This is a genomic window from Halomonas saccharevitans, from assembly GCF_900116405.1.
Taxonomy (GTDB): Bacteria; Pseudomonadota; Gammaproteobacteria; order Pseudomonadales; family Halomonadaceae; genus Halomonas; species Halomonas saccharevitans.
The window spans coordinates 1-22726 of the sequence record NZ_FPAQ01000017.1 but is presented as its reverse complement, the minus strand read 5'-3'; the positions used below and the strand labels follow the sequence as shown (position 1 = coordinate 22726).

At 63.6% G+C, this 22726-nt stretch carries 18 protein-coding genes; 9 read left to right on the top strand and 9 right to left on the bottom strand.

Annotated elements, in window-relative coordinates:
• Nucleotides 1–5: 5 nt before the first annotated feature.
• The 3 genes from BM388_RS09255 (at nucleotide 6) to BM388_RS09245 (ending at nucleotide 2775) form a co-directional block, all read left to right on the top strand.
• Nucleotides 6–938 carry a prenyltransferase gene (locus BM388_RS09255; protein ID WP_245781510.1) on the top strand — a complete coding sequence of 311 codons (933 nt, stop codon included), beginning with the start codon at nucleotides 6–8 and terminating at the stop codon, nucleotides 936–938.
• A 196-nt stretch (nucleotides 939–1134) separates the two neighbouring features.
• Nucleotides 1135–2475 carry a sensor domain-containing diguanylate cyclase gene (locus tag BM388_RS09250; RefSeq protein ID WP_175535065.1) on the top strand — a complete coding sequence of 447 codons (1341 nt, stop codon included), beginning with the start codon at nucleotides 1135–1137 and terminating at the stop codon, nucleotides 2473–2475.
• An 81-nt stretch (nucleotides 2476–2556) separates the two neighbouring features.
• Nucleotides 2557–2775, top strand: a complete 219-nt coding sequence (locus tag BM388_RS09245; protein ID WP_089849388.1) for a hypothetical protein — start codon at nucleotides 2557–2559, stop codon at nucleotides 2773–2775.
• A gap of 123 nt (nucleotides 2776–2898) precedes the next feature.
• On the opposite strand, the gene BM388_RS09240 is transcribed toward BM388_RS09245, so the two are convergent.
• Both BM388_RS09240 and BM388_RS09235 read right to left on the bottom strand, forming a co-directional pair.
• Nucleotides 2899–4311 carry a PhoH family protein gene (locus BM388_RS09240; protein ID WP_089849386.1) on the bottom strand — a complete coding sequence of 471 codons (1413 nt, stop codon included), beginning with the start codon at nucleotides 4309–4311 and terminating at the stop codon, nucleotides 2899–2901.
• 286 nt (nucleotides 4312–4597) lie between these two features.
• A complete protein-coding gene (locus BM388_RS09235; protein WP_089849384.1) occupies nucleotides 4598–5632 on the bottom strand; it encodes a patatin-like phospholipase family protein in 1035 nt (344 codons plus the stop codon).
• 516 nt (nucleotides 5633–6148) lie between these two features.
• Between BM388_RS09235 and BM388_RS17565 the strand changes: the two genes are divergently transcribed.
• The 4 genes from BM388_RS17565 to BM388_RS09210 all read left to right on the top strand — a co-directional run bounded on the left by BM388_RS17565 (nucleotide 6149) and on the right by BM388_RS09210 (nucleotide 9427).
• Nucleotides 6149–7348: a hypothetical protein gene (locus BM388_RS17565; protein WP_139233916.1), complete on the top strand. Its 1200-nt coding sequence runs from the start codon at nucleotides 6149–6151 to the stop codon at nucleotides 7346–7348.
• 111 nt (nucleotides 7349–7459) lie between these two features.
• Nucleotides 7460–7927 carry a hypothetical protein gene (locus BM388_RS09220; RefSeq protein ID WP_089849378.1) on the top strand — a complete coding sequence of 156 codons (468 nt, stop codon included), beginning with the start codon at nucleotides 7460–7462 and terminating at the stop codon, nucleotides 7925–7927.
• A 78-nt stretch (nucleotides 7928–8005) separates the two neighbouring features.
• Nucleotides 8006–8680 (top strand): C39 family peptidase, encoded by a 675-nt coding sequence (locus tag BM388_RS09215; RefSeq protein WP_089849524.1) that lies wholly within the window; start codon nucleotides 8006–8008, stop codon nucleotides 8678–8680.
• Nucleotides 8681–8695: 15 nt separating this feature from the next.
• Entirely contained in the window at nucleotides 8696–9427 is a 732-nt protein-coding gene (locus BM388_RS09210; RefSeq protein WP_139233915.1) for a hypothetical protein, read from the top strand.
• A 136-nt stretch (nucleotides 9428–9563) separates the two neighbouring features.
• Here BM388_RS09210 and BM388_RS09205 read toward each other — a convergent pair whose 3' ends face one another.
• From BM388_RS09205 to BM388_RS09190, 4 genes are all read right to left on the bottom strand, one after another.
• Nucleotides 9564–10664: a transporter gene (locus tag BM388_RS09205; protein WP_139233914.1), complete on the bottom strand. Its 1101-nt coding sequence runs from the start codon at nucleotides 10662–10664 to the stop codon at nucleotides 9564–9566.
• Nucleotides 10665–10814: 150 nt separating this feature from the next.
• Entirely contained in the window at nucleotides 10815–12215 is a 1401-nt protein-coding gene (locus BM388_RS09200) for a sigma-54 dependent transcriptional regulator (RefSeq protein ID WP_089849372.1), read from the bottom strand.
• A gap of 667 nt (nucleotides 12216–12882) precedes the next feature.
• Nucleotides 12883–13569 (bottom strand): SDR family oxidoreductase, encoded by a 687-nt coding sequence (locus BM388_RS09195; protein ID WP_089849370.1) that lies wholly within the window; start codon nucleotides 13567–13569, stop codon nucleotides 12883–12885.
• A 115-nt stretch (nucleotides 13570–13684) separates the two neighbouring features.
• Nucleotides 13685–14419, bottom strand: coding sequence for a murein L,D-transpeptidase catalytic domain family protein (locus tag BM388_RS09190; protein WP_089849368.1), 735 nt, complete (start codon nucleotides 14417–14419; stop codon nucleotides 13685–13687).
• 169 nt (nucleotides 14420–14588) lie between these two features.
• Here BM388_RS09190 and BM388_RS09185 point away from each other — a divergent pair, with 169 nt between their 5' ends.
• On the top strand, nucleotides 14589–16226 hold the full coding sequence (locus BM388_RS09185; protein WP_245781509.1) for a L,D-transpeptidase family protein: 1638 nt from the start codon (nucleotides 14589–14591) through the stop codon (nucleotides 16224–16226).
• Between the two features lie 45 nt (nucleotides 16227–16271).
• Here BM388_RS09185 and BM388_RS09180 read toward each other — a convergent pair whose 3' ends face one another.
• Both BM388_RS09180 and BM388_RS09175 read right to left on the bottom strand, forming a co-directional pair.
• Nucleotides 16272–18077, bottom strand: a complete 1806-nt coding sequence (locus tag BM388_RS09180; protein WP_245781514.1) for an ABC transporter ATP-binding protein — start codon at nucleotides 18075–18077, stop codon at nucleotides 16272–16274.
• 83 nt (nucleotides 18078–18160) lie between these two features.
• Nucleotides 18161–19582, bottom strand: coding sequence for an aminotransferase-like domain-containing protein (locus BM388_RS09175; RefSeq protein WP_089849364.1), 1422 nt, complete (start codon nucleotides 19580–19582; stop codon nucleotides 18161–18163).
• A 252-nt stretch (nucleotides 19583–19834) separates the two neighbouring features.
• Between BM388_RS09175 and BM388_RS09170 the strand changes: the two genes are divergently transcribed.
• Nucleotides 19835–20455: a LysE family translocator gene (locus BM388_RS09170; RefSeq protein ID WP_089849362.1), complete on the top strand. Its 621-nt coding sequence runs from the start codon at nucleotides 19835–19837 to the stop codon at nucleotides 20453–20455.
• A gap of 62 nt (nucleotides 20456–20517) precedes the next feature.
• Here the strand turns inward: BM388_RS09170 and BM388_RS09165 are convergent, their stop codons facing one another.
• Nucleotides 20518–22221, bottom strand: a complete 1704-nt coding sequence (locus BM388_RS09165; RefSeq protein WP_089849360.1) for a peptidoglycan DD-metalloendopeptidase family protein — start codon at nucleotides 22219–22221, stop codon at nucleotides 20518–20520.
• Between the last annotated feature and the right edge of the window lie 505 nt (nucleotides 22222–22726).

Sequence of the window (22726 nt, the reverse complement as noted above, 5' to 3'; positions counted from 1 at the left end):
CCCGCGTGACGGCCCCCGCCGCCTCGACGAGCGATCTGCGCGTCATCTGGCGATGCGCGCGTCCCAACTTCCTGGTGCTGGCGCCGCTCTGCGCGGGGCTTGCGGTGACCAGCGCCTGGCTCGACGGCTGGGCGCTGGAGGGCGTCGCGATCCTGCTGGTGCTGCTCGCCGCGCTGCTGGCCCACGCCGCGGTGAACCTGTTCAACGAGCATCACGACTTCGTGAGCGGCCTGGATGCCACCACCCGGCGCACGCCTTTCTCCGGCGGTAGTGGCGCGCTGCCCGCGCAGCCCGAGGCGGCCCGGGCGGTGCATCGTGCCGCGCTTGCCTGCCTGGGCGGGGTCTTGATCGTCGGCGGCTGGTGTCTGTGGCGTGCCGGCCCCGCGCTACTGTTCTACGGTCTGCTCGGCATGGTGCTGGTGGTGGCCTATACCGGCTGGCTGACCCGCCGCCCCTGGCTCTGCCTGGTGGCGCCGGGGATGGGCTTCGGCACGCTGATGGTGGTCGGGGCGAACCATGCGCTCACCGGCGGCTTCTCTGTCACGGCGCTGGCCGTCTCAGCGGTACCGACCCTGATGGTCAGCGCCCTGCTGCTGGCCAATCAGCTGCCGGATATCGAACCCGACCGCCGGGTGGGGCGCCATCACCTGGCCATCACGCTGGGCGCACGGCGGGCGGCGCGCCTGGTGGCAGTGCTGGTGCTTGGGGCCTTCGTGTCGGTCCCGCTGGCCTGGGCGGCGGGTTGGCTGCCCGCCGAGACCTGGCTGATGTGGCTGGCCGCGCCCGTGGCCCTGCGGCTCGTCGTGGGGCTGTGGCGGCTGCCTCCCGAGGTGGAGGAGGGCGAGGTCGCGGCCCTGCTACCGCTACTGGGCCTCAATGTCGCGCTGCTGCTTTTGAGCCTCGCGCTGCTCAACCTGGGGCTCTGGCTCGCCGCCTGAGGCCTCGGTTCGGCTGGTGTCGGTGCGTCGGCGGGGTGACTGGCTGGCCGGCGTCATACCCTCCCGCCAGGGACCCGCGGTCCTGTTGCTCGCCTGGCATCGGGCATGTGCCCGCGACCATCCTGGGCTAGGGTGTGAAGTGTAGGAGGGCAAGAGATCCTTCATGATCGACGCGGGGAAGCCCGGGACGGTGGGCATGGCACTCATCAAGGATAACTGGCGGCACTGGGTCTCGTCCCGGAGCCAGCAGGCATCGCTGGCCTCATCGCTGCTGGCGGGGTTCGCGGGCGTGGCGATGCTCGTCGATGCCGACGGGGTCATCCTGAGCGTCAACCCCGGCTTTGCGCGCTACAGTGGTCATCCTGCCCATACAATGCTCGGTCGCCGTGTCACCTGCCTGGACGTCGATCCACTGCACGGCGACATCGGCCGGGCCCTGGCGTCCAGCCTGGCGCGTCGGTCGATCTGGCGAGGGGTGCTGCAGTGTCGCCGGGCCGACGGGCAGATCCTTCATCAGCAGGGCGTCTTCCAGCCGCTGGAGACGCGGCCGGGCGAGTCGCTGCGCGTGCTGGTGACGCTGCACGACATCACCGACCTGTATCAGGGCGCCCTGCGTGATCATGCCCGGCTCGAATCCCTGCAGGGGACGCTCGACCGCCTCCCCGACGTGGTCTTCCAGCTTTGCCAGTCGGCGCGGGGCAATCTCGAGTTTCGCTACCTCAGTGCTGGGCTTCAGGCGCTGGCGGGCCTCGCGCCGCACAGCGTGATGAACGATGCCGAGACGCTGCTGGCGAGGATAGAGGACGATGATCGTCAGCGGTTGGACACCGCCCTGGCGCAGTCGGCCGTCAGTCTGACTCCCCTGGTACTGGAATGTCGCCTGGCGCTCGGCGATGATGCCTGCTGGATAGAATGGAGGGCCTCGCCACGTCGGTATCACGACGGCGATACCCTTTGGGATGGCGTGCTGCTGGATATTTCGACGCGCAAGAGAGAAGAGCAGCGCGTCAAGAAATTGATCAGTACCGACATGCTCACCGGGGTGCTCAATCGTCGCGCCTTCTTCGACTACGGCGAGGCCGTGCGGGCCCTGGCTGCACGTCACGGGCGAGCGGTACCGATTGCCATGCTCGATATCGATCACTTCAAACGCCTCAACGATACCTATGGCCATGCCGCTGGCGATCTGGCGCTGAAGGCGTTCGCCGCGACCAGTCGTGACTGCCTGCGTCCCTACGATCTCTTCGCGCGCATCGGCGGCGAGGAGTTTGCCGTCATGCTGGTGGACACCTCACCTGTGGAGGCGCGAATAGTGCTGGAGCGCCTGCGCGCGGCGGTGGAGGAGATCAGACTCGACGTGCAGGGCGAGATGCTGGGCGTAACGGTCAGCCTGGGCCTGGCGGTGATGCCTCCGCAGGGGAGCCTCGAGCTTGCGCTCTCGCGGGCCGACGAGGCGCTCTACCGTGCCAAGCACGAAGGCCGCAACCGTCTCGTTCCGGCGCCGGGCTATCCCGAGCCCGATGGGCTCACTCGTTGATCGAACGGTGAATGGCTGGAGAAACGCCGCAGAGATCGGCAGGATAGGTACCCTCTACACGACAACACGAGGAGCCATGCCATGTCCCTATCGGAAGACTTTCGCCTGCCTGTCGCCTGCCCGAGTTGCGGCAGCCATCTGATGCGCGTCTCCAGCGTCAAGAATCCCGATGATCAGGTGCACTGCTCCTCCTGCCATCGTTTCGTCTGCCTGTGGCACGAGGCGCAGTCTGTACTGAGAAGGGGGGCCGGCAGCGAGAGCGAGGCCCTGATCGAAAAGGCGGTCAACCGCGGCGCCTGACGGGCCAGTGCAGGGCGGCTCGTGGCGAGGCGGACTGTCAGCAAGGGCCGGGCCGTGAGGCACCGGCCCTTTGACATTTAGATGGTTCCTTTCAAGGCTGTGCCTTTAAGCCCCCCCCCCCCTTTAGAGCAGCTCCTCGCCGGCCAGCGCCAGGCGCGAGCGCTCGACGCTCTTGAGGGTGACGTGGCCGGCGTGGGGCCAGTCGCGGAAGTTCTGGACCACCGCCGCCATGCCGCAGGTATTGGCGGTGAGGTAGGGGGTGTCGATCTGACCGACGTTGCCCAGGCAGACGATCTTGGTATTGCGTCCGGCCCGAGTGATCAGCGACTTGAGCTGCTTGGGCGTGAAGTTCTGGGCCTCGTCGATGATCAGGAAGGTGTCGTTGAGCGTGCGTCCGCGCATGAAGCCGGGCGCGCGGATCTGCACCCGTGAGGCCAGCAGTTGGCGAGTGGCCTCCTGGTTCCAGGTGCTGCTGCCGTCGTGCTCGTCGCGCAGCAGGTTGTCCATGTTGTCATGAAAGGCGCCCATCCAGGGCGACATCTTCTCCTCCTCGGTGCCGGGCAGAAAGCCGATATCCTCGCTCATGGAGATCGGCGCCCGGGTGAAGACGATACGCTCGAAACGCTTGCTGTCCAGAGTCTGCTGGAAGGCGGCGGCCAGCGTCATGAAGGTCTTGCCGGTACCGGCACTGCCGGCGATGGTGACCAGGTCGATCTCCTCGTCCATCAGCAGGTTGAGGGTGAAGTTCTGCCGGCTGTCGTGGGCGTGGACGCCCCAGACGCTGGCGCCATGGCGATAATTGGTCAGCAGTTCCAGGTGGGCATGCTTCGGTCCCGCCTCGCGCACGATGGCCTCGAAGCTGGCGCCCTCGTCACTGTCGGACACCAGCATCCCCAGGTGCCATTCGCGCGGCATGTCGCCGGCGAGACGATAGACGACGCGCTTATCCTGGCGCTCGACCTTCACATCTACCTCGAGGCTGTCCCACAGCCCGCTGCCGTCGTGGCCGGCATCGGGATAGATTCGCGCGCCGTCGATCATGGCGTCGCTGTCGTCGAAGGCGCGATCGGTGAGGTAGTCCTCGACCGGCACCTCCAGGGCTGCCGCCTTGACCCGCAGGTTGATGTCCTTGGTGACCAGGATCACCGAGGCGTCCGGGCGCTCATCGCGCAGGCGGCAGGTCTCGGCCAGCAGGCGGTTGTCGGGGCTCTCCTCGAGCGGGTCCAGCGGTTTCAGGTCGTTGTAGCAGAGCAGGCGCAGGCGACCCTCGGGACCGACGAGTCGCGGGATGGGAATGCCGTCGCGAATCTGGTCGATATCGACGTTGGCGGTGAGGTCCGAGAGGGTGCGGCTGACTTGGCGGGCGGTGCGGGCGATCTCGCGGATGCCGTTCTTGTGCTTGTCGAGCTCCTCGAGCACGGTCATGGGAATGACGACCTCGTGCTCGTCGAACTGATAGAGGGCGGCGGGGTCGTGGATCAGGACGTTGGTGTCCAGCACGTAGAGCCGTTTGGCCTTCTTGTCGATGCGTACCATCGGCGCAGTTCTCCTGTGTCATGGTGTCGACACTGCCGGCGCGCGATGTCAGGCAGGTGACAAGGGCGCAAGCGCTGTCGTCCCGCTCGTTGTCTGTCGTGTCACCTCCTGGTGGCCCTTTGATCCGTGGCCTGATGATGGTGGGCTGGCGCAGTACTGAGCTTCAAGTACTGAGCTTCTAGTACTGACCCCTTTACTACTGACTCATCGGTGTCGGCATGGTTCGAGCATGGACGCCGTTCACCGATGCTGCAATGCAATATCATGATGGACGATCAACGCTGGCTCAGCGAGTGGCTTCGACCTCCTGGAAGATGCGCTCCATATCCAGCGTGGAGTGCTGGCCCAGCGCCGCGAAGTGATCGGCCAGCCAGGCCTCGGTGGTCGCGCGTCCCAGGTCGTGCAGATGGGACAGGAAGGCCCACTCGGCGTTGAGCTTGCTGGACACCGAGAGATGCGAGAGCGGCTCGTCGCCGCTGAGGTGGTGAAGCCGGGCATCGCGATAGCAGCCGATGTTGATGTCGTGCTCGCCGAGCAGCTTCTGCAGCATCGCGATCATGCGCACCTCCTTGATCAGGGCGGCATTGAAGGTGATCTCGTTGAGCCGATTGAGGATGTCTGCGGCGCTGGTGGGCAGCTCCTGACGATGCATGGGAGTGATCTGCACCATCAGGATGTCGCCCGCCGTGCAGTCGTGCAGCAGGGGCGAGAGCGAGGGATTGCCCATGTAGCCGCCGTCCCAGTAGGCCTCACCGTCGATCTCCACGGCCTGAAATACAGTGGGCAGGCAGGCCGAGGCCATCACCGCATCGAGACTCATCTCCTCCCGGGAAAAGATCCGCTGCTTACCACTTCTCACGTTGGTGGCGGTGACGAAGAGCTTGAGGGTCTCGCAGGCGCGCACCCGGTCGAAATCGACGCGCTCGGCGACGATGTCGCGCAGCGGATTGAGGTTGAAGGGGTTGAAGTGGTAGGGCGAGACCAGTCGGCTCATCAGGTCCAGGGCGATGTATCCCGGGGAGTGGTCGAGGCTCCAGTTGCCGGTCATCACGTCCAGCGGGGTCCGGCGAACGGGGCTGGTCATGCCCGCCCGGCTCACCGCGCGCCAGAAGTCGCGCAGCGCCTGGCGCGCGGTCTCCTCGCCACCGCGGGTCAGGGCGTCAGCCATCACCACGCCGTTCATGGCCCCGGCACTGGTGCCGCTGATGCCCTCGATCTCGATGCGCTCATCCTCGAGCAGGCGGTCCATGACCCCCCAGGTGAAGGCGCCGTGAGCACCGCCTCCCTGCAGGGCCAGATCGATGCGCTTTCTCTCGCTCATGTCCGCTCCCTCGGCCGGCGAACCGGCACGCGACTGCCTGTGGTCAAGTCAGCATAAGGGTGGAGAGCGGCAGCCGCTAATCAGCCAATCACTCAATCGGCATCTTCCCTCTCCGCGAGCGGGGCCGCCTTGCCGGTTGACCGTCGAGTCGATACGCATCTCCTGGACTGTAACGTTCTCGAATCACTGAGCAGCATGTCGTTAATTAATTGTTCTAAAAGAGAATAAATGTACATCTGTGCAGCTATTCCGGCTCCGTGTTCAGGATATGGGGCACTCACGGTTCGGCTACAAATGGGTCGTCGAAACGGATCATCGTTCCGGAAACCTCCGAGATTTATAAATTTCTTACTCTTACAGTTGCTTACATCCGAGTCGAGATGCCGTTGGCACGTTTCCTGCCCAAGTATTCACGACTGCGAGCGGGAAGCGTCATTCAAGGGTCCTGTGTTTCAAGTCGTGGACGATGGCGCGAGTTCGCAGGCTGCAGCAGACACAACAAATGGAGACATGATCATGAAAAAGCATCTTGTACTCGCGGGAACACCTCTGCTGGCCATCGTCATGGCCATTTCTACGGCGCACGCCAACCCGACCGCGACCTTCTCCGATGGAGCCGATCAGGACGTGAACTCTACTGCTACCGCGGTTGGAGGTGCTAGTGGTAGTGCTGTTGGCGGAGCAGGGCTTGGCTTGGGCGCTGGTGGTGCTGGTACCGGCGGCAGTGCCGATGGCGGAGACGACAATGACGGCGGACTGCTGGGTGGCGGCGGATCCGGCGGGGCCGGTGGTAACGGCGGCGCAGGTTCAGGTGGCTATGCCAATGGCTCAGGTGCTGGTGGCATGGGAGGCTCCACCGGCCGTGGCGGAGACGCCTGGGCGATGAGCGAGTCCTACAATACCTCCACCAGTGTTATCTCTCGTCAGGATATGACCTCCACCGTCACCGGAGCTCGCATCAACATCAATGGTGGTGCCGGTGCTGTCGGTGCGGCCGGTGGCGCAGGTGGCGGAGCCCTCTCTCTCAACGTCGGCCTGGGCGTAGGCGGTAATGGAGGCAACGGCAACGGCGCTCGCGGCGGCGATGCTGGCGCGATTGGCCTTGGCGCCGGGACCGGGGGTGCCGGTACTGGTACCGGTACTGGTACTGGGACTGGTACCGGTACCGGCTTCGGTGCAGGTGGTAGTGCCGATGCCGGTAGCGGCGCGCTCTCCGCCTCTAATGCCGACAACGACCAGAGCGGTGATGGTGGCGCGGGCGGCTTTCTCGCTCCCGGCGGTGCGGGTGGTACCCAGTCTGCCGGCTCCTCAGCCGGGGCCTCTTCTGGAGCGACGGCCGGCACTGGAGGTAGCGGCAGCGGTACCGGCAACGGTAGCGGTAGCGGTACCGGCACTGGTTCCGGTGCAGGCGGGAACGGCAGCGGTACCGGCTGGGCCAGCGCGGTGGCCGGCGCTGGCGGCGACGGCTACGGTGGCGGCGGCGGTGGCGGCAGTGCTGCCACTGGTGATGCCTACGCATATGCGGGTGGTGGCGGTGCCGGCGGCAACGGCGGCAACGGCGGTGCGGCCATCCTGCGCACCGGCGCGGCCAATGTGTCCGTAGGTGGTGGAGTGTTCGGTGGCATCAACAACATGAACGTGTCCACCGGCCTCTACAACTCCCAGCTGTCCGGCACCAGCGTGGCGGCTCACAGCAACGTGAGCATCGGCAACTGATCCGGAGCGCGTGACGCGCGGATACGACGCAAGAATCGGGAGCCGGTGGAGAAAACTCCACTGGCTCCTTGATGAAACGTCCCTGTGGATCGGAGTTCGGGAGTTCACGCCATGAAGAGCAACAGAGTTAGTCCATATGCCGGTATGGGGCGTCATCGCCACACGGCGACGGTCTCCTTTCTCCTTTCGGCGCTGCTGGCGATAGGTGCGTCGAATGGTCAGGCGGACACGAACACTACTTTTTACCATGAAGTCGCCGTGATCGGCGGTGACGGCGATAAGTATATGACGGAAGGCTTCTCAGCCGTGGAGCAGCTGGATCTTGCGGAGATGGATCAGTCCAGGGCCCGGGAAGGGCAGACAGTCGTCAATATCAACACGGTGAAGAGCGTCCAGAAGATGAAGGCATCGGTGAACGACACGTCCTTCGATATCGGGGGAAACATGGTGTCGGGCAACATCACCTTCTCGCCGGAAGCGCTGGGCAGCTATAGCGGCACCGGTATCTTCAGCGCCGTGACCGGCAACGGTAACTCCATCAACAACGCGGTGGGTATCAGTGTGTTCATCGCTGACTAACGCGATGAACGTCGGTCACACAACGTGCCTACCAAGAGATGATTCGCCATGAACGTGCACCGGAGCCTTTGCTGTGGCATGGCATCACTGCTACTCATCGCGGGTAGCATGGAAGTCATCGCCGGCCAGGTCACCATTACCAATCGGTTCGGCAACTTTCAGGTAGAGGCCAAGAGTCTCCAGGAAAAGGGCTGGGACAGGGTGATCAGACAAGAGTACGACTTCAGCTGCGGTTCGGCCGCTGTGGCTACCTTATTGACCTACCACTATCAGCGTGACACGACCGAGGCCGAGGTCTTCGAGACCATGATTCGTGCCGGGGATGCTGAAAAGATCCAGCGCCATGGTTTTTCCATGTTGGACATGAAAGGCTACCTGGATGGCCGTGGACTCAATGCTGACGGCTTTCGAATCTCGCTGGATGATTTCATTCGCATCGGCGTTCCGGCCATCACCATGGTGAACACCGGTGGCTACAAGCATTTCGTCGTCGTCAAGGGTATCGATGCCGACAATATCCTGGTGGGGGACCCTGCCGCCGGTACCCTGGTAGTGCCTCGAGAGCACTTCGAGAACTTATGGAACGGGACAGTACTGGGTGCCCGGGATGAGATCGAGGTGGCTCGCCAGCATTTCAACCATGATCAGGACTGGGCCGTGCGCCCTGACTCCCCGCTCGACAGGGGCGTAAATCGCTCGAGCGTCGGGGCCAGCTTGCTGACCCTACCCGCCTACAACGAACTGGGGCGGTAACGAGGAGATAACACGATGAACTCTCTGTGTTGTAGGGGAGCGACGGCGAGCCGGCTCGGGTTGGCCTGTGCGGCTGCTCTGCTCCTGGCGGCTGCCTCTCAGGCGGCAACGACTTCTTCTGAAACGGCTTCTTCTTCTGAAATGTCAGCGTCGGACCTTGCGGCTGGCTCCCATCAGCGTCACGTACCCGTCATGGTCCATGACGCGGAGAGGCTCTATACCGAGGTATCGCTGTCTCGTGGAGCCCATGACGGTTTCTATCGCGGCACTGTGATCGCGGCTGAGGAAATGGGCCAGATGCGTGCCGGCTTCAACCTTGGTGGGATTGATGTGGACTTCGGCGCCCGTCTCCAGACGCTGATCGATAACCGCGTCGAGATGATCTCCGTTATCAACTTTACCCGGGCGGGCACCAATATTGTCTCGCAGTCTTTCAGTGATCCTGCTGGTGCGGCTATCCCCGTGGGTAACGGTGCGGTTTCGGTGGCCGACGTGACTCCCGGTGGGGTGAACTTGACGGGCCTAGCCGACTTTTCGGGTATTGCCCTGAACGATGCCAAGGGCTTTACCACCGCCCTGCACAATATCACCCGGGATGCCATCATCAGCGGCGTGGTGAGCAATGCATCGAGCAGGAGCATCCAGCAGCGAATCGATATCAACGTTCGGCTCAATAACATGGGCGCCCTGGATGCCGCCAGGAAGCGGGCAGCGATCTTGGATTCCTTCTCTGGCATACTGCGCTGACACCGCCTGACTTTCCCATCGTTCTTTTATCGAGCCACAGAGTGATCACAATGAGGCTGCCTTTACGGGGAGCCTCATTGCTGTTGAATCTACTGCTTTTCTTACCCTGCGTTGACGTCTCTCCGTGCGTGTCAGTTTAGAAGACGTTCATGCCGATGGGCATACGCAGGGTCAAGGTGGTGTCAGGGGCGTCCTCGGTAATGCCGAGCTCGAGACCCAGATTGATATTAACATCCTGGCTAAGAGAGTAATTCCAGCCTAGCAGCAGGGAGCCGACGTTCAACGTTTGTGACTCAACCTGAGTGGTGCTTCCATTGACCGTATTGACGTATTCGGTCTTGGTCTTGCCGATGAAGTCGTTCTTGTAGCCCAGGGTAAAGGAGGTGCGCGGATTGATCGCATACGCCATGCCGAAGCTGAGGCGTACGGCATCGCCCGGATCGACGTCGCCAACAAGTATATTCTCATCATCAATGCTTAGTCTCTGATCGACACTGTCTTCGAGGTGAAAGACATAGCCCAGGTTGGCGAAGTAGACCGCCGGGGCTGAGGGCAGAAGCACCGTAATGCTGGGCTCGATTGAGTGGAATCCCGTGCCGGTCGAGAGCTCCAACGGGTTGCCTGAACTGTCGCGATCGATGTCGAAGGGGCCATTGCCAGTGGTGGTCTTGTAGCGCAGGTTGCCGATGAAGAAGGGCATACCGTTCTGGCCGCGGTTCAGCTGATAGTGGGCCGCCAGCTCAATATCGCCCAGGCTATCGCCGGAGAGTTCGCGATCGAGGCTGAAGACATCGTCCTGGTTATTCTCGATGGGGACATTGACCCTCTCGTTCTCATCCCGATAGACGTAGGGCACCTTCATCTCGAGCTCCAGGCGATCGGTGAAGCCAAGACGACCGGTCAGGGAGGCGGTGTAGTTGTCGCGATCGACGTCCTGAGCCGTGAACACCCCGATCAGCAGCGTGCTCAGCACGCTGACCCCCTCGAAGGTCATGCGGTTGATGCTTTCGTGGGAGTATTGGAACTCGGGTTCCAGAATGAGACGGCCCTTAGGGGTGAGTACCCCGCCGTATTCGGCGATGGACTGAATCTGCGGTCGCTCTTCCTGCGATTCGGGCGCTTGACCCACCGGTTGGATCTGAGAATTACGCCCCGCCTCTTGTGCGAGCGCTGGCATGCAGCCTAGCACTGTGAGGATACCCGCGGCATAGCGGATGGTCGTGGTTGCTGAGCTCATGGCTTCGTTCCTTTTCTTGTTGCTTATCACGCGCCACTTTTTGCGCCGCACCTTAAGCACTTAGAGGCGTGCAGTAATGATCCCAGTTACTTCGCCCCCACCCCAGGGGCGAGCCGTCAAGCTCCGGTAAGCGCTGACACAGGCTCACTTTCAGGTTAGTTGAATGGTCTCGGATGTCGACGGAAAGTCTGCCGCGGCCTCATCCTGGACGCCGTTCCTGTCGATACCGTGCTTCTCGAGCAGTCTATACAGGGTGACCCGTGCGATACCGAGTTCGCGCGCCGCGTGCAGTATCTTGTACTTGTTGCGTGCCAGCGCGGCCCTGATCGCCTCGCATTCTGCCGAGTCGCGAGCCTGCTGCAGGGAGTCGGTGTCTCGGGAATGGCCATTTCGCCGTTCCAATCCCAGGTCGCCGGGGCTGATCAGGCGATGCTCGCACATGATCATGGAGCGCCTCACTCTGTTCACCATTTCTCGTATGTTTCCAGGCCAGTGGTACTGCTGCATGACCACCAGGCTCTCTTGGCTGAATCCACGCAACATGGCGGGTTTGTCTGATGAAAATCGCTGGAAGAAGAAGTTGGCCAGCGGTTCGATATCCTCAGGATGCTCTTTCAGGGCGGGTGTCCGCACTTGCAGGACATTGAGGCGGTGAAAGAGGTCCTCCCGGAACTCTCCCTTCTCGATAGCTTTTTCGAGATCGACATGGGTGGCCGCCAGGACTCTGACATCGACGGGGATCTCCTTTTGTCCGCCGACGCGAAATACAGTTAATCTTTCCAAAAACCTCAGGAGATTGACCTGCATTTCCAGGGGAAGGTCACCAATTTCATCTAGAAAAAGGGTGCCGTTAGATGAGTTTTCTATAATGCCGATTTGTCGCTGATTGGCACCAGTGAAGGCGCCTTTCTCATGGCCGAAAAGCTCCGACTGGATGAGGCCCGCCGGCAACGCCCCGCAGTTGATTGCATTGAACGGTCCTTGGCGGCGAGACGACAGCTCATGAATGGCTCTTGCAGTCAGCTCCTTTCCCGTTCCGGATTTTCCGGTAATCAATACGGGAGCATCAACGGAAGCGACCTTGCGAATGGTCCGGTAGAGGTGCTGCATGACAGGCGTATCGCCAACCATGCATAAGGCTTTATTTTGACAACGCTTTCTGTTTTTTTCGCATAGGTCGCTCAGCTTGGCCATGCTCAGTGCACTCTCGATGAGCGTGTTGATGTGTTGAGCGTCTAGTGAGCCGGAATGATAAGCGAAGCAGCACCTGTATATCAGATCTCGGGTTTCGTCACTCAGCAGCTCGACATTCTCGATGATCGATATCCAGTATAGATCAGGCATTTTTTCCATATACAGCGGTATTGATGAAGGAGCTTCATCGAGAAAAACAAGTCCAACCCTGCAGGCTTTTTCGCTCAAGATCGCTCGGGCTTCTTCGAGAGTTCCGGGATGAAAGATTGACCAGTCATATCGTGACAGTGCCTCTACGGTGTTCCGCAAGGCCGAGTGATTACCGATAGCCATGATCTGCCTTGATGATTCCATCATCAGTCTTCCTTAAGGTTACTGGTAATCATTGTGGATGGTGATCAAGGGTCGGTACGACTGTTCAAGGGTGATGCTGCTTGAACGATCTATTATTCGTGTCTGTGTAAGCGTGGTTTTTCCAACCCGCTATTGAAATCGTGTGGCGATAAAGCCGTTACTCATGCAGAGGTGACTCTTCCAATATCGACCATGTTAGTGTTGGTGGATTTCACTTTACTGTAAAGTCATGTTACGTCGAGGTGCTCAACCTCGAATTGGTGCAATCCTTGGTAAGGAAATAAAAAATCCTTTTAATTCAAGTGATTGAAATCTTGTTGGCGGTGTGGGTGTAGAGGGTGAGGTTAAGATGGGGTATTAAATTGGTACACGAGGTTGCAGGGAAATGTGAGTTGGGTAGTGAGGATGTAAAAGCGATCATGGGTGATGATGAGTAGCGATCATCAGGCTGGTTCATCACTATTTTAATCCTGTTTTTTATATCAATTCTTTCTTTAGTTATTTTTCTATAGCGCTGTTGCCGATTAATCCTGACTCGACCGGTACGTCGGGAGGAATCGGCAGGCGGAGTTCTTCCCTTCCCCCCGCTTGGGATGGCTCATCATAAGGCGGGGGGCACCAAATGCCGTCAGGTCGCGATGGCGTCTGCGGCGGTGACGACATAGAGCGCTTATTCCACGGGAGGAGTGGGACGAATCAGAATCTCGTTGACGTCCACATGGGGTGGCTGGTTGAGCGCGTAGATCACCGCGTTGGCGATATCGCGATCTTCCATGGCGTGTTCCGGAGGTTCGTCGAAGAAGGGCGTGTCCACCATGCCGGGCTCAATCAGCGTCACCCGGATGCCGCTGCCGCGCAACTCTTCACGCAGGTTGTAGCCGATGCCGGTGACCGCCCACTTGGTGGCGCTGTACATGGAGCCGGGGATGGTGGCCCGGCCGGCGGCCGATCCCGTGAGTAGCACCTGACCGCGACTGTGACGCAACGCTGGCAGGGTCGCCTGCAGGGTCAGGCCCACTCCATAGACGTTGGTCAGGATCATGTCGCGCCAGGCGTCGTGATCGGCGCCGCTGAAACCTCCGGGTGAGCCGCCGCGCCCCGCGTTGGCGAACACCGCATCGATACGGCCGAAACGCTCCAGCGCCTGCTCGACCATGGCCTGCTGGTCGTCCATGGAGGTGACGTCACAGCCGACGGCGAGGACGTTTTCCTGACCCAGCTCCTCGGCCAGGGCGTTCAACTTCTCCCGGGAGCGGGCCGCCAGCACCAGCTTGTAGTTCTCACGCGCGGCGGCGCGGGCCGTAGCGGCGCCGATGCCGCTCGAGGCCCCGGTAATCAGTAATACCCGATCTTTCATCGTCTTCTCCTGTGCCATTGAGATGCCAGGTTGCAGAATGGCGCAGTCATCGTCGTCTGCGCAATATCGGCGCGCGGGACGCTCGCCCCGATGATCGCCGACGGCAGGCAGTTCCTCAGTTCATGGCCAGTGGCCCCTCGTCACGGTCGCAGCGGAAGAAGTTCGAGCTCGCCAGCCACTCGGGATCCGGGTAGTAGGTAAAGAGATACTGATTGTCCTTGATGCTGTCGATCAGCGGGATCGCCACTTCCTGGCGAACCGCCGGACAGCCGTGGCTGCGGCCGAGACGGCCAGTTTGCTGGATGAAGTCCTCGCTGACGTAGTCGGCACCGTGGATGACGATGGCTCGCTCATAGGCCAGGTCGTTGACCCCGGGCTCCAGCCCTTCGAGGCGCAGGGAGTAGCCGTTGCTGCCCCGGTAGCTGTTCATGGTGCGAAACAGCCCGATGCTTGACTGGTGACTCTCGGGAACGTTCGAGAAGCTCTGCGCCACGGCATTGCCCGACCCCTGGCCATGAGAGACCAGCTCCTTGAACAACAACTGCTGTTTTTGCAGGTCGAAGACCCAGAGGCGAGGCTCGGTGGAGGGCAGCGAGAAGTCGATCACTGCCAGTCGCTCGGCGTCCGGGTCGGCGCAGGCGAGTGCCCGCGCCGCGAGTTGCATTACCCGGGCATCGGCGCCGGGGGCCAGCCGTAACAGGGTCTGGTCGAGGGATGGGGAGTCCAGGGTGTTGGGCGTGTCGGCCTGCGTCAGGAAGTCGTCGCTGGCCAGGGAGGGCAGGGCGCCAAGCAGCAGGGCGCTGCAGAGGGCCGCGCCGGGCAGCCATCGGCTCGGGGAATTCATGGACATTCGGGAAACCTGTGGGGTGGGTTGCGCTGCCGGCTCGACGTCCGTTCCGGAACGAAGGGGCGATCACGCGAACGGATAAGCGGCTTCCCTGCGGCTCGAGATCCAACACTATGATGATGATGAGCATCATAAAGAACCAGCCACCGACATCAACCTCGAGGAGGTCGCCATGTTCTGGGCAACCGGATGGAAGCCGATCGTTCTCGCGGCGGCGATGCTGCTGGCGTCCGCCTCCTCGGCGCTGGCCGAGGAGGGGGTGCCCACCCCGGGAGATCTCCTCGCCGAGCGCCTGGGTGAGCGCTTGGATGAGCGCCTAGGTGAGCAGGAGGTGGCCCTGCGGGCGTTCTACGCGGCGCGCGATGGACGGCCTGCCTGGCAGGAGACCGCCACCGTGGCGGCCCTCGCCAACGCCCTGCGCACCCTGGACGCCGATGGCCTGACGCCGCAGGACTACCGCCCGGATACCCTGGTGGCCGCTCATCGCCAGGCGCTCGCCGAGCAAAGCTCCCCGGCGGCACGGGCACGCTTCGATGTTCAGACCAGTCAAACCCTGCTGACGGCGCTGCGTCACCTGCAGCGCGGCAAGGTGGATCCCTATCGCATCGATCCGGGCTGGGAGGTGCCCATCGAGGCACCCCCGCTCGATCTCGCGGCGATATCACAGGCGGTGGACGCCCGTCGCTTCGAGCAGGCCTTCGCCTCGGCGCGTCCCTCTGCAGCCTCTTACGAGCGCCTGCGGGCGAGTCTCGCGCGCTATCGTCACATCGCGCGGCAGGGGGGCTGGCCGATGATGCCGCCCCGGTCGCAGTCGCTGCGCCCGGGGGAGCTCCACGACGATGTGCTGCTGCTGCGAGAGCGCCTGGCCATTCTGGGCGAGCTGGAGGTGATGGCGGCGGGTGTCTCCGCCGGGGTGGAGCCGCAAGCGACCGAACCGCGCCGCTACGACGAGCGTCTGATGGCGGCCGTGGAGCGCTTCCAGCAGCGTCACCTGCTGGAGGTGGACGGCATCGTCGGGCCCCGGACGCGAGCAGCCCTCAACGTTCCCGTGGTCACCCGCATCGATCAGATCCGCGTCAACCTGGAGCGTGCTCGCTGGCTGCTCCATGGCCTGCCGGACTCCTTCGTGCTGGTGGATATCGCCGGCTACCGAATCCGCTACTTCCGCCCCGATGGCGACGTCTGGCGCTCTCGCATCGTGGTGGGGCGGCCCTATCGTCGCACCCCTTCGCTGCGATCAAGCATCAGCCACCTGACGATCAATCCCACCTGGACGGTGCCGCCGACCATCCTGCGCGAAGACGTGCTGCCCAGGGTGCGCCGCAACCTCGGCTACCTGTGGCAGCAGGATCTGATGGTGCTGAGCCCGTCCGGGCGACGCCTCGACCCGAGAGACGTCGACTGGTGGCGGCCCGGCAACGTCATCCTGCGCCAGCGCGCCGGTCCCCGGAACGCCCTGGGGCGCGTGGTGCTGCGCTTCCCCAACGATCACCTGGTCTACCTGCACGATACCCCGGCGCAGGCGCTCTTCGCCCGGGAACAGCGCGCGTTCAGCTCGGGCTGCATCCGCGTGCAGGGCGTGCTCGAGCTCGCCCAGCATCTCTTCGACGACACCGGCACCGAGGCCGAGGTGTCCACGCTGGTCGCCGCCGGGAGGACCCGCAACGTCCATCTCGAGCGCCCCGTGCCGGTCATCCTGCACTACTGGACGGTGCATCCGGATGAAGAGGGCCGGCTGGTCTTCCGCCCCGATGTCTACCAGCGCGATGCCGCACTGCTGGAGGCCCTTGACGCGTCTCCGACCCGCTAGCGCTTCATCAGAGGTGCTTGCCTGTTGCTCACCCTGCGTCGGCGTTCACTCGTAGCCCTTCGCCTGCAGGCGAAACAGCCTCGCGTAGCGACCGTTGGCGGCCATCAGGCTTGCATGGTCGCCCTGCTCGAGGATCTCGCCATTATCGATCACCAGGATCCAGTCGGCGGCCCGCACCGTCGAGAAACGGTGGGAGATCAGGATGGTCATGCGGTCGCGGCTGTGCTCGCGAAAGTCGGCGTAGACGGCGGCCTCCGCCGCGGCGTCCATGGCCGCGGTGGGCTCGTCGAGTACCAGGATGTCGGCGCCCTCGCGCATGTAGGCCCGCGACAGGGCGATCTTCTGCCACTGGCCGCCGGAGAGCTCCTGGCCGCCCTTGAACCAGCGTCCCAGCTGGGTGTGGTAGCCGTTCGGCATCTCGGCGATGAAGTCATCGGCCAGGCCGCGTCGCGCTGCCTCCTGCCAGCGCGCCTCGTCGGTGAAGGCCTCGACGTCCCCGGCGCCCAGGTTCTCGCCCACTTTCATCTGGTAGCGCACGAAGTCCTGGAAGATCACCCCGATGCGCCGGCGCAGGGTCTGGATCTCCCAGTCGCGCAGGTCGCTGCCGTCGAGCAGGATGCGCCCGCCGGTCGGCTCATAAAGGCGCGTCAGCAGCTTGATCAGGGTGGTCTTGCCCGAGCCGTTGGCCCCGACCAGGGCGAGGCTACGTCCCGGTCGCAGGTGCATTGAGATCCCCGCAAGGGCCGGCGTCGCGCTGCCCGGATAGGTGAAGCTCACCGCCTCGAAGCGGATGCCGTCGCCCGGCTGCGCGCCCTCGGTCAACGTACCGCGCTCCGCCGGCACCGGCTGCTCGAGATACTCGTAGAGGTTCGACAGGTAGAGGTTGTCCTCGTACATGCCGCCGATCGCCGTGAGGCTCGCCGAGAGCGCCGCCTGGCCCTGCTTGAAGACCATCAGGTACATGGTCATCTCACCCAGGGTCAGCGTGCCGGTCACCGTCTCCACCACCACCCAGGCGTAGGCGCCGTAGAAGGCCAGGGTGCCGAGCAGGCCGAGCAGGAAGCCCCAGGTCTCGCGGCGGATGGTCAGGCGACGATCCTCGCCGTAGAGGGTGTCGAAGATCGTCCGGTAGCGATCCAGCAGCAGCGGCTCCAGGCCGAACAGCTTGACCTCCTTGATGCTGTCCTCGCGGGCCAGCACCGTCTCCAGGTACATCTGCATGCGCGTCTGCGGCGAGCGCCAGCGGAACAGCCGGAAGGCATCGCCCGAGAACTTGGCCTCCGAGACGAACACCGGCAGGGCGCCGATCACCAGCACCAGGATCGCCCAGGGCGAGAACTGCACCAGCAGCACGCCGAAGCTGGCCAGCGAGATGGCGTTCTGGGCCAGGCCGAAGGTCTTGTTGACCAGGCCCAGCGGGCGCGTCGAGGCCTCGCGGCGGGCGCGAGTCAGCTTGTCGTAGAACTCGGAGTCCTCGAACTGCCCAAGTGACAGGGTGCCGGCCTTCTCGAGGATCATCACGTTGACCTTCTGGCCGAGCAGGGCGCGCAGCAGCGATTGCTGGCCCGCGAGGCCGCGCTGGGCCAGGGCGATCGTGGCAATCACCCCGGCTTCTGCCAGCACGTAGCGCAGCACTCCCCACCACTCGACGCGACCGGTGTCGCGATGCACCGCCATCGCCGCGACCACGGCATCGACGATCAGCTGGCCGATCCAGGCCGCCACCGCCGGCAGCACGCCGGCGACCAGGGTGCACAGCGCGAGCCCCAGGGTCAGCGGGCGAGAGGTCTGCCAGACCAGCGCCAGGGCGCGATGGCTGTAGCGAAAGACGCCGACGAAGCCGGCGAGCATGCCGCTGGAGCGCGGCGAGGAGGGGGCGTGTGCGTGAGGTGAGGACAAGCGCATGGCTCCTGGCAGTGAAGGGGGAGAGGGGGTCAGACCAGCGGTGAGATTCGCCGAGGTTCCTCGTCGAGCAGCGCGGCCAGCCGGGTCAGGCCCTCGTCGAGCCGGGCGCGCTCGGCGGGCGGCGTCACGCAGATGCGCACCGCCTGGGGGGCGGGCTGGCTGCCCACACAGAAGGGGTCGGCGCCGAGCAGGGTGACGCCTCGTTCGGCGGCGCGGGCCACCACGTCCACCGCGCGCCAGGGCTCGGGCAGGCGCAGCCAGGCATGGAAGCCGCAGGGATGGGCGACGATGTCGTGGCCTTTGAGACGCTCGGTGAGCAGTCGCTGGCGAGCGGCCACCTCCTGCCACTGCCATTCGATCAGAGTCGTGGCCTTGGCGCTGGTCAACCAGTCGGCGGCGGCGCGGGTCATCAGCTCCGGCATCGCCCAGCACTGGGCCCGCAGGGCGGCGGTCAGGCGCGGCATCAGGTTGGCGGGGGCCCGCAGGGCGCCCAGGCGCAGCCCACCGGCGAGCAGCTTGGAGACGCTGAAGATGTAGAGCGCGCGCTCCGGCGCCAGCCGGTAGAAGGGCGTACCGCGGGTCGCGGCGGTCACGAACTGCACGCCGTCTTCGAGCAGCAGCAGATCATGGCGCCTGGCCACCTCGACGATGGCGTGGCGTCGCGCCTCGCCCATTCGCGCGCCGGTGGGATTGTTGTGCTCGGGCATCAGGTAGAGCAGGCGGATGCGCTGCTGCTGGCACAGGCGCTCCAGCGCCTCGGGCTGGAGGCCTTCGTCATCCATCGGCACCGCCACGTGCTTCAAGCCGAGTTGGCGGGTGGTGGCGATCATGCCGGGATAGGTGAGGGCCGCCGAGGCCACCGCCTCGCCGGGCTGTACCAGCGCTTGCAGGGCCAGGAAGTCGGCGTGCTGCCCTCCGGCGGTAAGGATCAGCTCCTCGGCCGATAGCGGCAGGCCCTGGCGGGTCAGCCAGACGGCCAGCGCCTCGCGGCTGGCCGGGCTGCCCTGCTCGGGCGGATAGGCCAGGGCGGCCTCGATGGCCTGGGCAGACTGGCTCAGGCGTGACAGCACGCCGGTAAGCTGCTCTGCCCGCCAGGGGTGGGGAATCGGCACGCTGAGCGACAGGTCGATGCTGCCCTCGGCGGCGTGGGAAAGGTGGTGAAAGCGCGGCGCCTCGGGTGAGGCCGAACGTACCCGGGTGCCGCTGCCGACTCGGGCCTCGACCAGGCCGCGACGCTCGGCCTCGCGATAGGCGCGGGTGATGGTGCCAACGGTCACCTTGAGCGCATCGGCCAGCAGCCGCTGAGGCGGCAGGCGCTCGCCGGGAGCGAGGGTGCCGGCGGCGATATCGGCGGCCAGCTGATCGACCAGCGCTTGGTAGCGCGGGGTGTCGGTGCCCTCGAGGTCGGGCAGCCACTGGCAGCGAGCGCGGGCCTGGGCCTGGATGTCCATGCGGCGACTCTCCAACGGATAACGGTAACGGCTGACGGGCAATCCTGTCAGTGAGAATCAGGGCGGTCGGGCGAATTTGGCAGCGGACAATGTCGGGGTGACAAAGCATTCCTTGATCGGCGAAAACGGCGTCGCATACTGAGATTGTGCGCGCAATTTCCGTTTTTGCCAGGAATATTCGCAGAATTGTACCCCTACAATAGTCGTCGCTGGCGACGTCCCCGACTCGATTGACGATACGAAGGAGCCCTCATGACCCTCCCGCTTCCCGAGCTGCTCGCCCTGGTGGGCCCGATGATGCTGTTCGCGATCAGCATGTCCGCCACGCCCGGCCCCAACAACATGATGCTGACCGCGTCGGGCGCCAACTTCGGCTTCCTGCGCACCCTGCCGCACATGCTCGGCATCTCGATCGGCGTGATGGGGCTGATGGGCGCCGTGGCGCTGGGGCTCGGCACCCTGTTCGAGCAGTGGCCGCCGTTACAGCAGGGGCTCAAGCTCATCGGCAGCGCCTACCTGCTGTGGCTCGCCTACCGGATCGCCACTGCGCCGCCACCGGATGCTGAGAGCGCCGACGCAAAGGCGCGGCCGCTGACCTTCTGGCAGGCCGCCGCCTTCCAGTTCGCCAACCCCAAGGCGTGGGTGATGGCGATCTCGGGGATCGCCTCCTTCACGCTCTCCGGCGATGCCTTCCTGGCCTCGGCGCTGGTGGTGATAGCGGTGATGGGCATGACCAACCTGCCGTCGATCGCGCTTTGGGCCGGCTTTGGCGTGGCCGTCGGTCGGCTGATGAGAACGCCTCGTCACTGGCGGGTCTTCAATGCGCTGATGGGGCTTCTGACCGCGGCCTGCGTGGTGATGATCCTGGGCTGAGTCGGGCCAGAAACGACGGCGCCCCGCTCGAGGCGGGGCGCTTTACGGCGACGAAGGCGGGATCAGCCTTCGTCGTCATCCGCGGCGGGCTGCTCGGTGCTGGCCACCACGCTGCCGGTCTGGCCGCTCTGCAGGGCCGCCAGCATCGGCTTCGCCTGACGCTGGAAGGCCACCAGGCGATCTCCCTGCAGGCTCTGATTATCCGGCAGCGGCACCTTCATGGCATTCACCTGGGTGTTGTTGACCAGGACCTCATAGTGCAGATGCGGGCCGGTGCTGCGGCCGGTGTTGCCGGAGAGGGCGATGCGCTCGCCCATGGTGACGCGCTCACCGTTGCTGACCATCGGGCGAGAGAGGTGCAGGTAGCGAGTCTTGTAGCCGTTGTCGTGACGGATCACGATGTAGCGCCCCGCCGCTGGGTGGTTGCCGACCTTCTCGACGCGGCCGTCGGCCGGTGCCAGCACGTTGGACCCGATCGGCATGGCGAAGTCGGTGCCCTTGTGGGGACTGATGCGGCCGGTGACCGGGTGATGGCGGTTGGGATTGAAGTGCGAACTGAGCCGATAGCGCCCTTCGAAGGGGTAGCGGTTGAAGGCCGGGTCGAGGCTCGCGCCTTCCGGCGTATAGAAACGATTATTGTCGGGGTTGCGCACCACGGTGAGGTTCATGCGTGCGCCTTCGTAGGCGACCGCGAGGACGCGAGGGTCGAGGCTCTCGCCGTCGATGATGTCGGATTCCACCAGCACCTGGAAGCGGTCGCCGCGACGAGTGTCGCGGCGAAAGTCGAGCTTCTTTTCCAGCACGCTGGAGAGTTCCGCGACCTCGGCACTGGTCAGGCCGGTGGCCTTGGCCGATCGCGCGAAGCTGCCGCTGATGGTACCGGCGAAGAGGCGTTGCGTGGCTTCGCCGGCGCGCTCGATGGTGGCGACCTCGAAGGCGTCGTCCTGGCGTTCGACCAGGTAGCCGTCGCGGGCGTTCTTCATCATCCGCAGGGCGAGCAGGTCGCCCTGTTCGTCCAGCTGGTATTCGAAATGGTCGCCGACGCGCCAGTGGGTCAGCAGGCGAGGCTCGGGCAGGGAATCAAGCAGCGCCATGACCTCGCTATAGCCCATCTCGAGATGCTCCTGGGCCATGATGGCGAAGGTGTCGCCGCTCTGCACGCTATAGGTCTGCCACTGCGGGACGAAGGGCTCGGTGGCAACGATCTCCTGGTCGAGAACGATCGGGCCCTCGTCGAACAGCGCGAGCTCGTCTTCGCTGACATCTTCGTAGGAGGTGGCATCGGCGACCATGCCGTCGTCGAGTTCGAGCATGCCGGCGGCGATGGTGCCGACGACCACGGCCATGTGCTGGGCACCCTCGTCGAGGCGAGCAACCTCGGCCGCCTCCTGATCAGCGGGTGATGATGCGGCGGTCAGCGCTGCCGACTCGGCGCTGTTGGCTCTGGCGGCGTCGATGAAGTCGATATCGACCACTTCCGAGGCCGTCAATGCGGAGATCGGCACGTGGCCGCGGGTCGCATCCAGCGCCCGGTTGGCCTTGGCCAGGGCGCCGCTGACCGCGTCCTGCTTGGTGCTGAGCGCGGGCAGGCCGGGGCTTGCGTCGGCGTCGAGGGGAACGAGAACGGTATCGAGCGTCTGTCGATCACGCTGAACATCTTCGAAGGTAGTGAACACCTTCTGGGCTCCCAGCACGGTCACCATGGTAGCAACGGGTAACAGCAGCAGCTTGTGAGTGCGGGGTAGCGAATGAAGAATTCGCATCATGATAATTAAGGCCGTGACAGTTTAAGAAAGGAAACGCGAAAAAATGGCCTTAGAACCATACTCTATGACGTATGAGATGCCTAGTCTGTATGGATATACAGAAAAGCTCCCCAAGCGCCGTCACCGCGGTACTTACGCGAGAAAGTGACGGGGCGTGAGGCCTGTTTTGCCGTTGGCCGACGGCGCTCGAAAGGATGGCGCCTGGCGACGATATCCGCAAGTCAAATGGCCGAGTGTTTTCGTCAAGTTTCCGTCGCTGCGTCACGTCTTATTGTTAGGTAGAGCTTATTTTGTTTGATTCTCTGGAGACGTTATTTCGATTAGGAGTAAAAAAATAAGTCTTTTCTTTATATTTCCTTGTTGTTAATCCGCGTAGCGGAAATGTAAAAAAGCGTCGCAAGGCTGGCATCCCTGGATTCATAGAATAACTGCAGCGCTTTGGACCACACGGTAGAGGTAGGAGGGCCAGCGCCGATACCCTCCCTGCTTTACCGACCAAAGTGAA

Coding starts and splice junctions, on each gene's coding strand:
- BM388_RS09250 (WP_175535065.1), top strand. CDS start 1,135: ATGGCACTCATCAAGGATAACTGGCGGCACTGGGTCTCGTCCCGGAGC.
- BM388_RS09245 (WP_089849388.1), top strand. CDS start 2,557: ATGTCCCTATCGGAAGACTTTCGCCTGCCTGTCGCCTGCCCGAGTTGC.
- BM388_RS09240 (WP_089849386.1), bottom strand. CDS start 4,311: ATGGTACGCATCGACAAGAAGGCCAAACGGCTCTACGTGCTGGACACC.
- BM388_RS09235 (WP_089849384.1), bottom strand. CDS start 5,632: ATGAGCGAGAGAAAGCGCATCGATCTGGCCCTGCAGGGAGGCGGTGCT.
- BM388_RS17565 (WP_139233916.1), top strand. CDS start 6,149: ATGAAAAAGCATCTTGTACTCGCGGGAACACCTCTGCTGGCCATCGTC.
- BM388_RS09220 (WP_089849378.1), top strand. CDS start 7,460: ATGAAGAGCAACAGAGTTAGTCCATATGCCGGTATGGGGCGTCATCGC.
- BM388_RS09215 (WP_089849524.1), top strand. CDS start 8,006: ATGGCATCACTGCTACTCATCGCGGGTAGCATGGAAGTCATCGCCGGC.
- BM388_RS09210 (WP_139233915.1), top strand. CDS start 8,696: ATGAACTCTCTGTGTTGTAGGGGAGCGACGGCGAGCCGGCTCGGGTTG.
- BM388_RS09205 (WP_139233914.1), bottom strand. CDS start 10,664: ATGAGCTCAGCAACCACGACCATCCGCTATGCCGCGGGTATCCTCACA.
- BM388_RS09200 (WP_089849372.1), bottom strand. CDS start 12,215: ATGATGGAATCATCAAGGCAGATCATGGCTATCGGTAATCACTCGGCC.
- BM388_RS09195 (WP_089849370.1), bottom strand. CDS start 13,569: ATGAAAGATCGGGTATTACTGATTACCGGGGCCTCGAGCGGCATCGGC.
- BM388_RS09190 (WP_089849368.1), bottom strand. CDS start 14,419: ATGTCCATGAATTCCCCGAGCCGATGGCTGCCCGGCGCGGCCCTCTGC.
- BM388_RS09185 (WP_245781509.1), top strand. CDS start 14,589: ATGTTCTGGGCAACCGGATGGAAGCCGATCGTTCTCGCGGCGGCGATG.
- BM388_RS09180 (WP_245781514.1), bottom strand. CDS start 18,077: ATGCTCGCCGGCTTCGTCGGCGTCTTTCGCTACAGCCATCGCGCCCTG.
- BM388_RS09175 (WP_089849364.1), bottom strand. CDS start 19,582: ATGGACATCCAGGCCCAGGCCCGCGCTCGCTGCCAGTGGCTGCCCGAC.
- BM388_RS09170 (WP_089849362.1), top strand. CDS start 19,835: ATGACCCTCCCGCTTCCCGAGCTGCTCGCCCTGGTGGGCCCGATGATG.
- BM388_RS09165 (WP_089849360.1), bottom strand. CDS start 22,221: ATGATGCGAATTCTTCATTCGCTACCCCGCACTCACAAGCTGCTGCTG.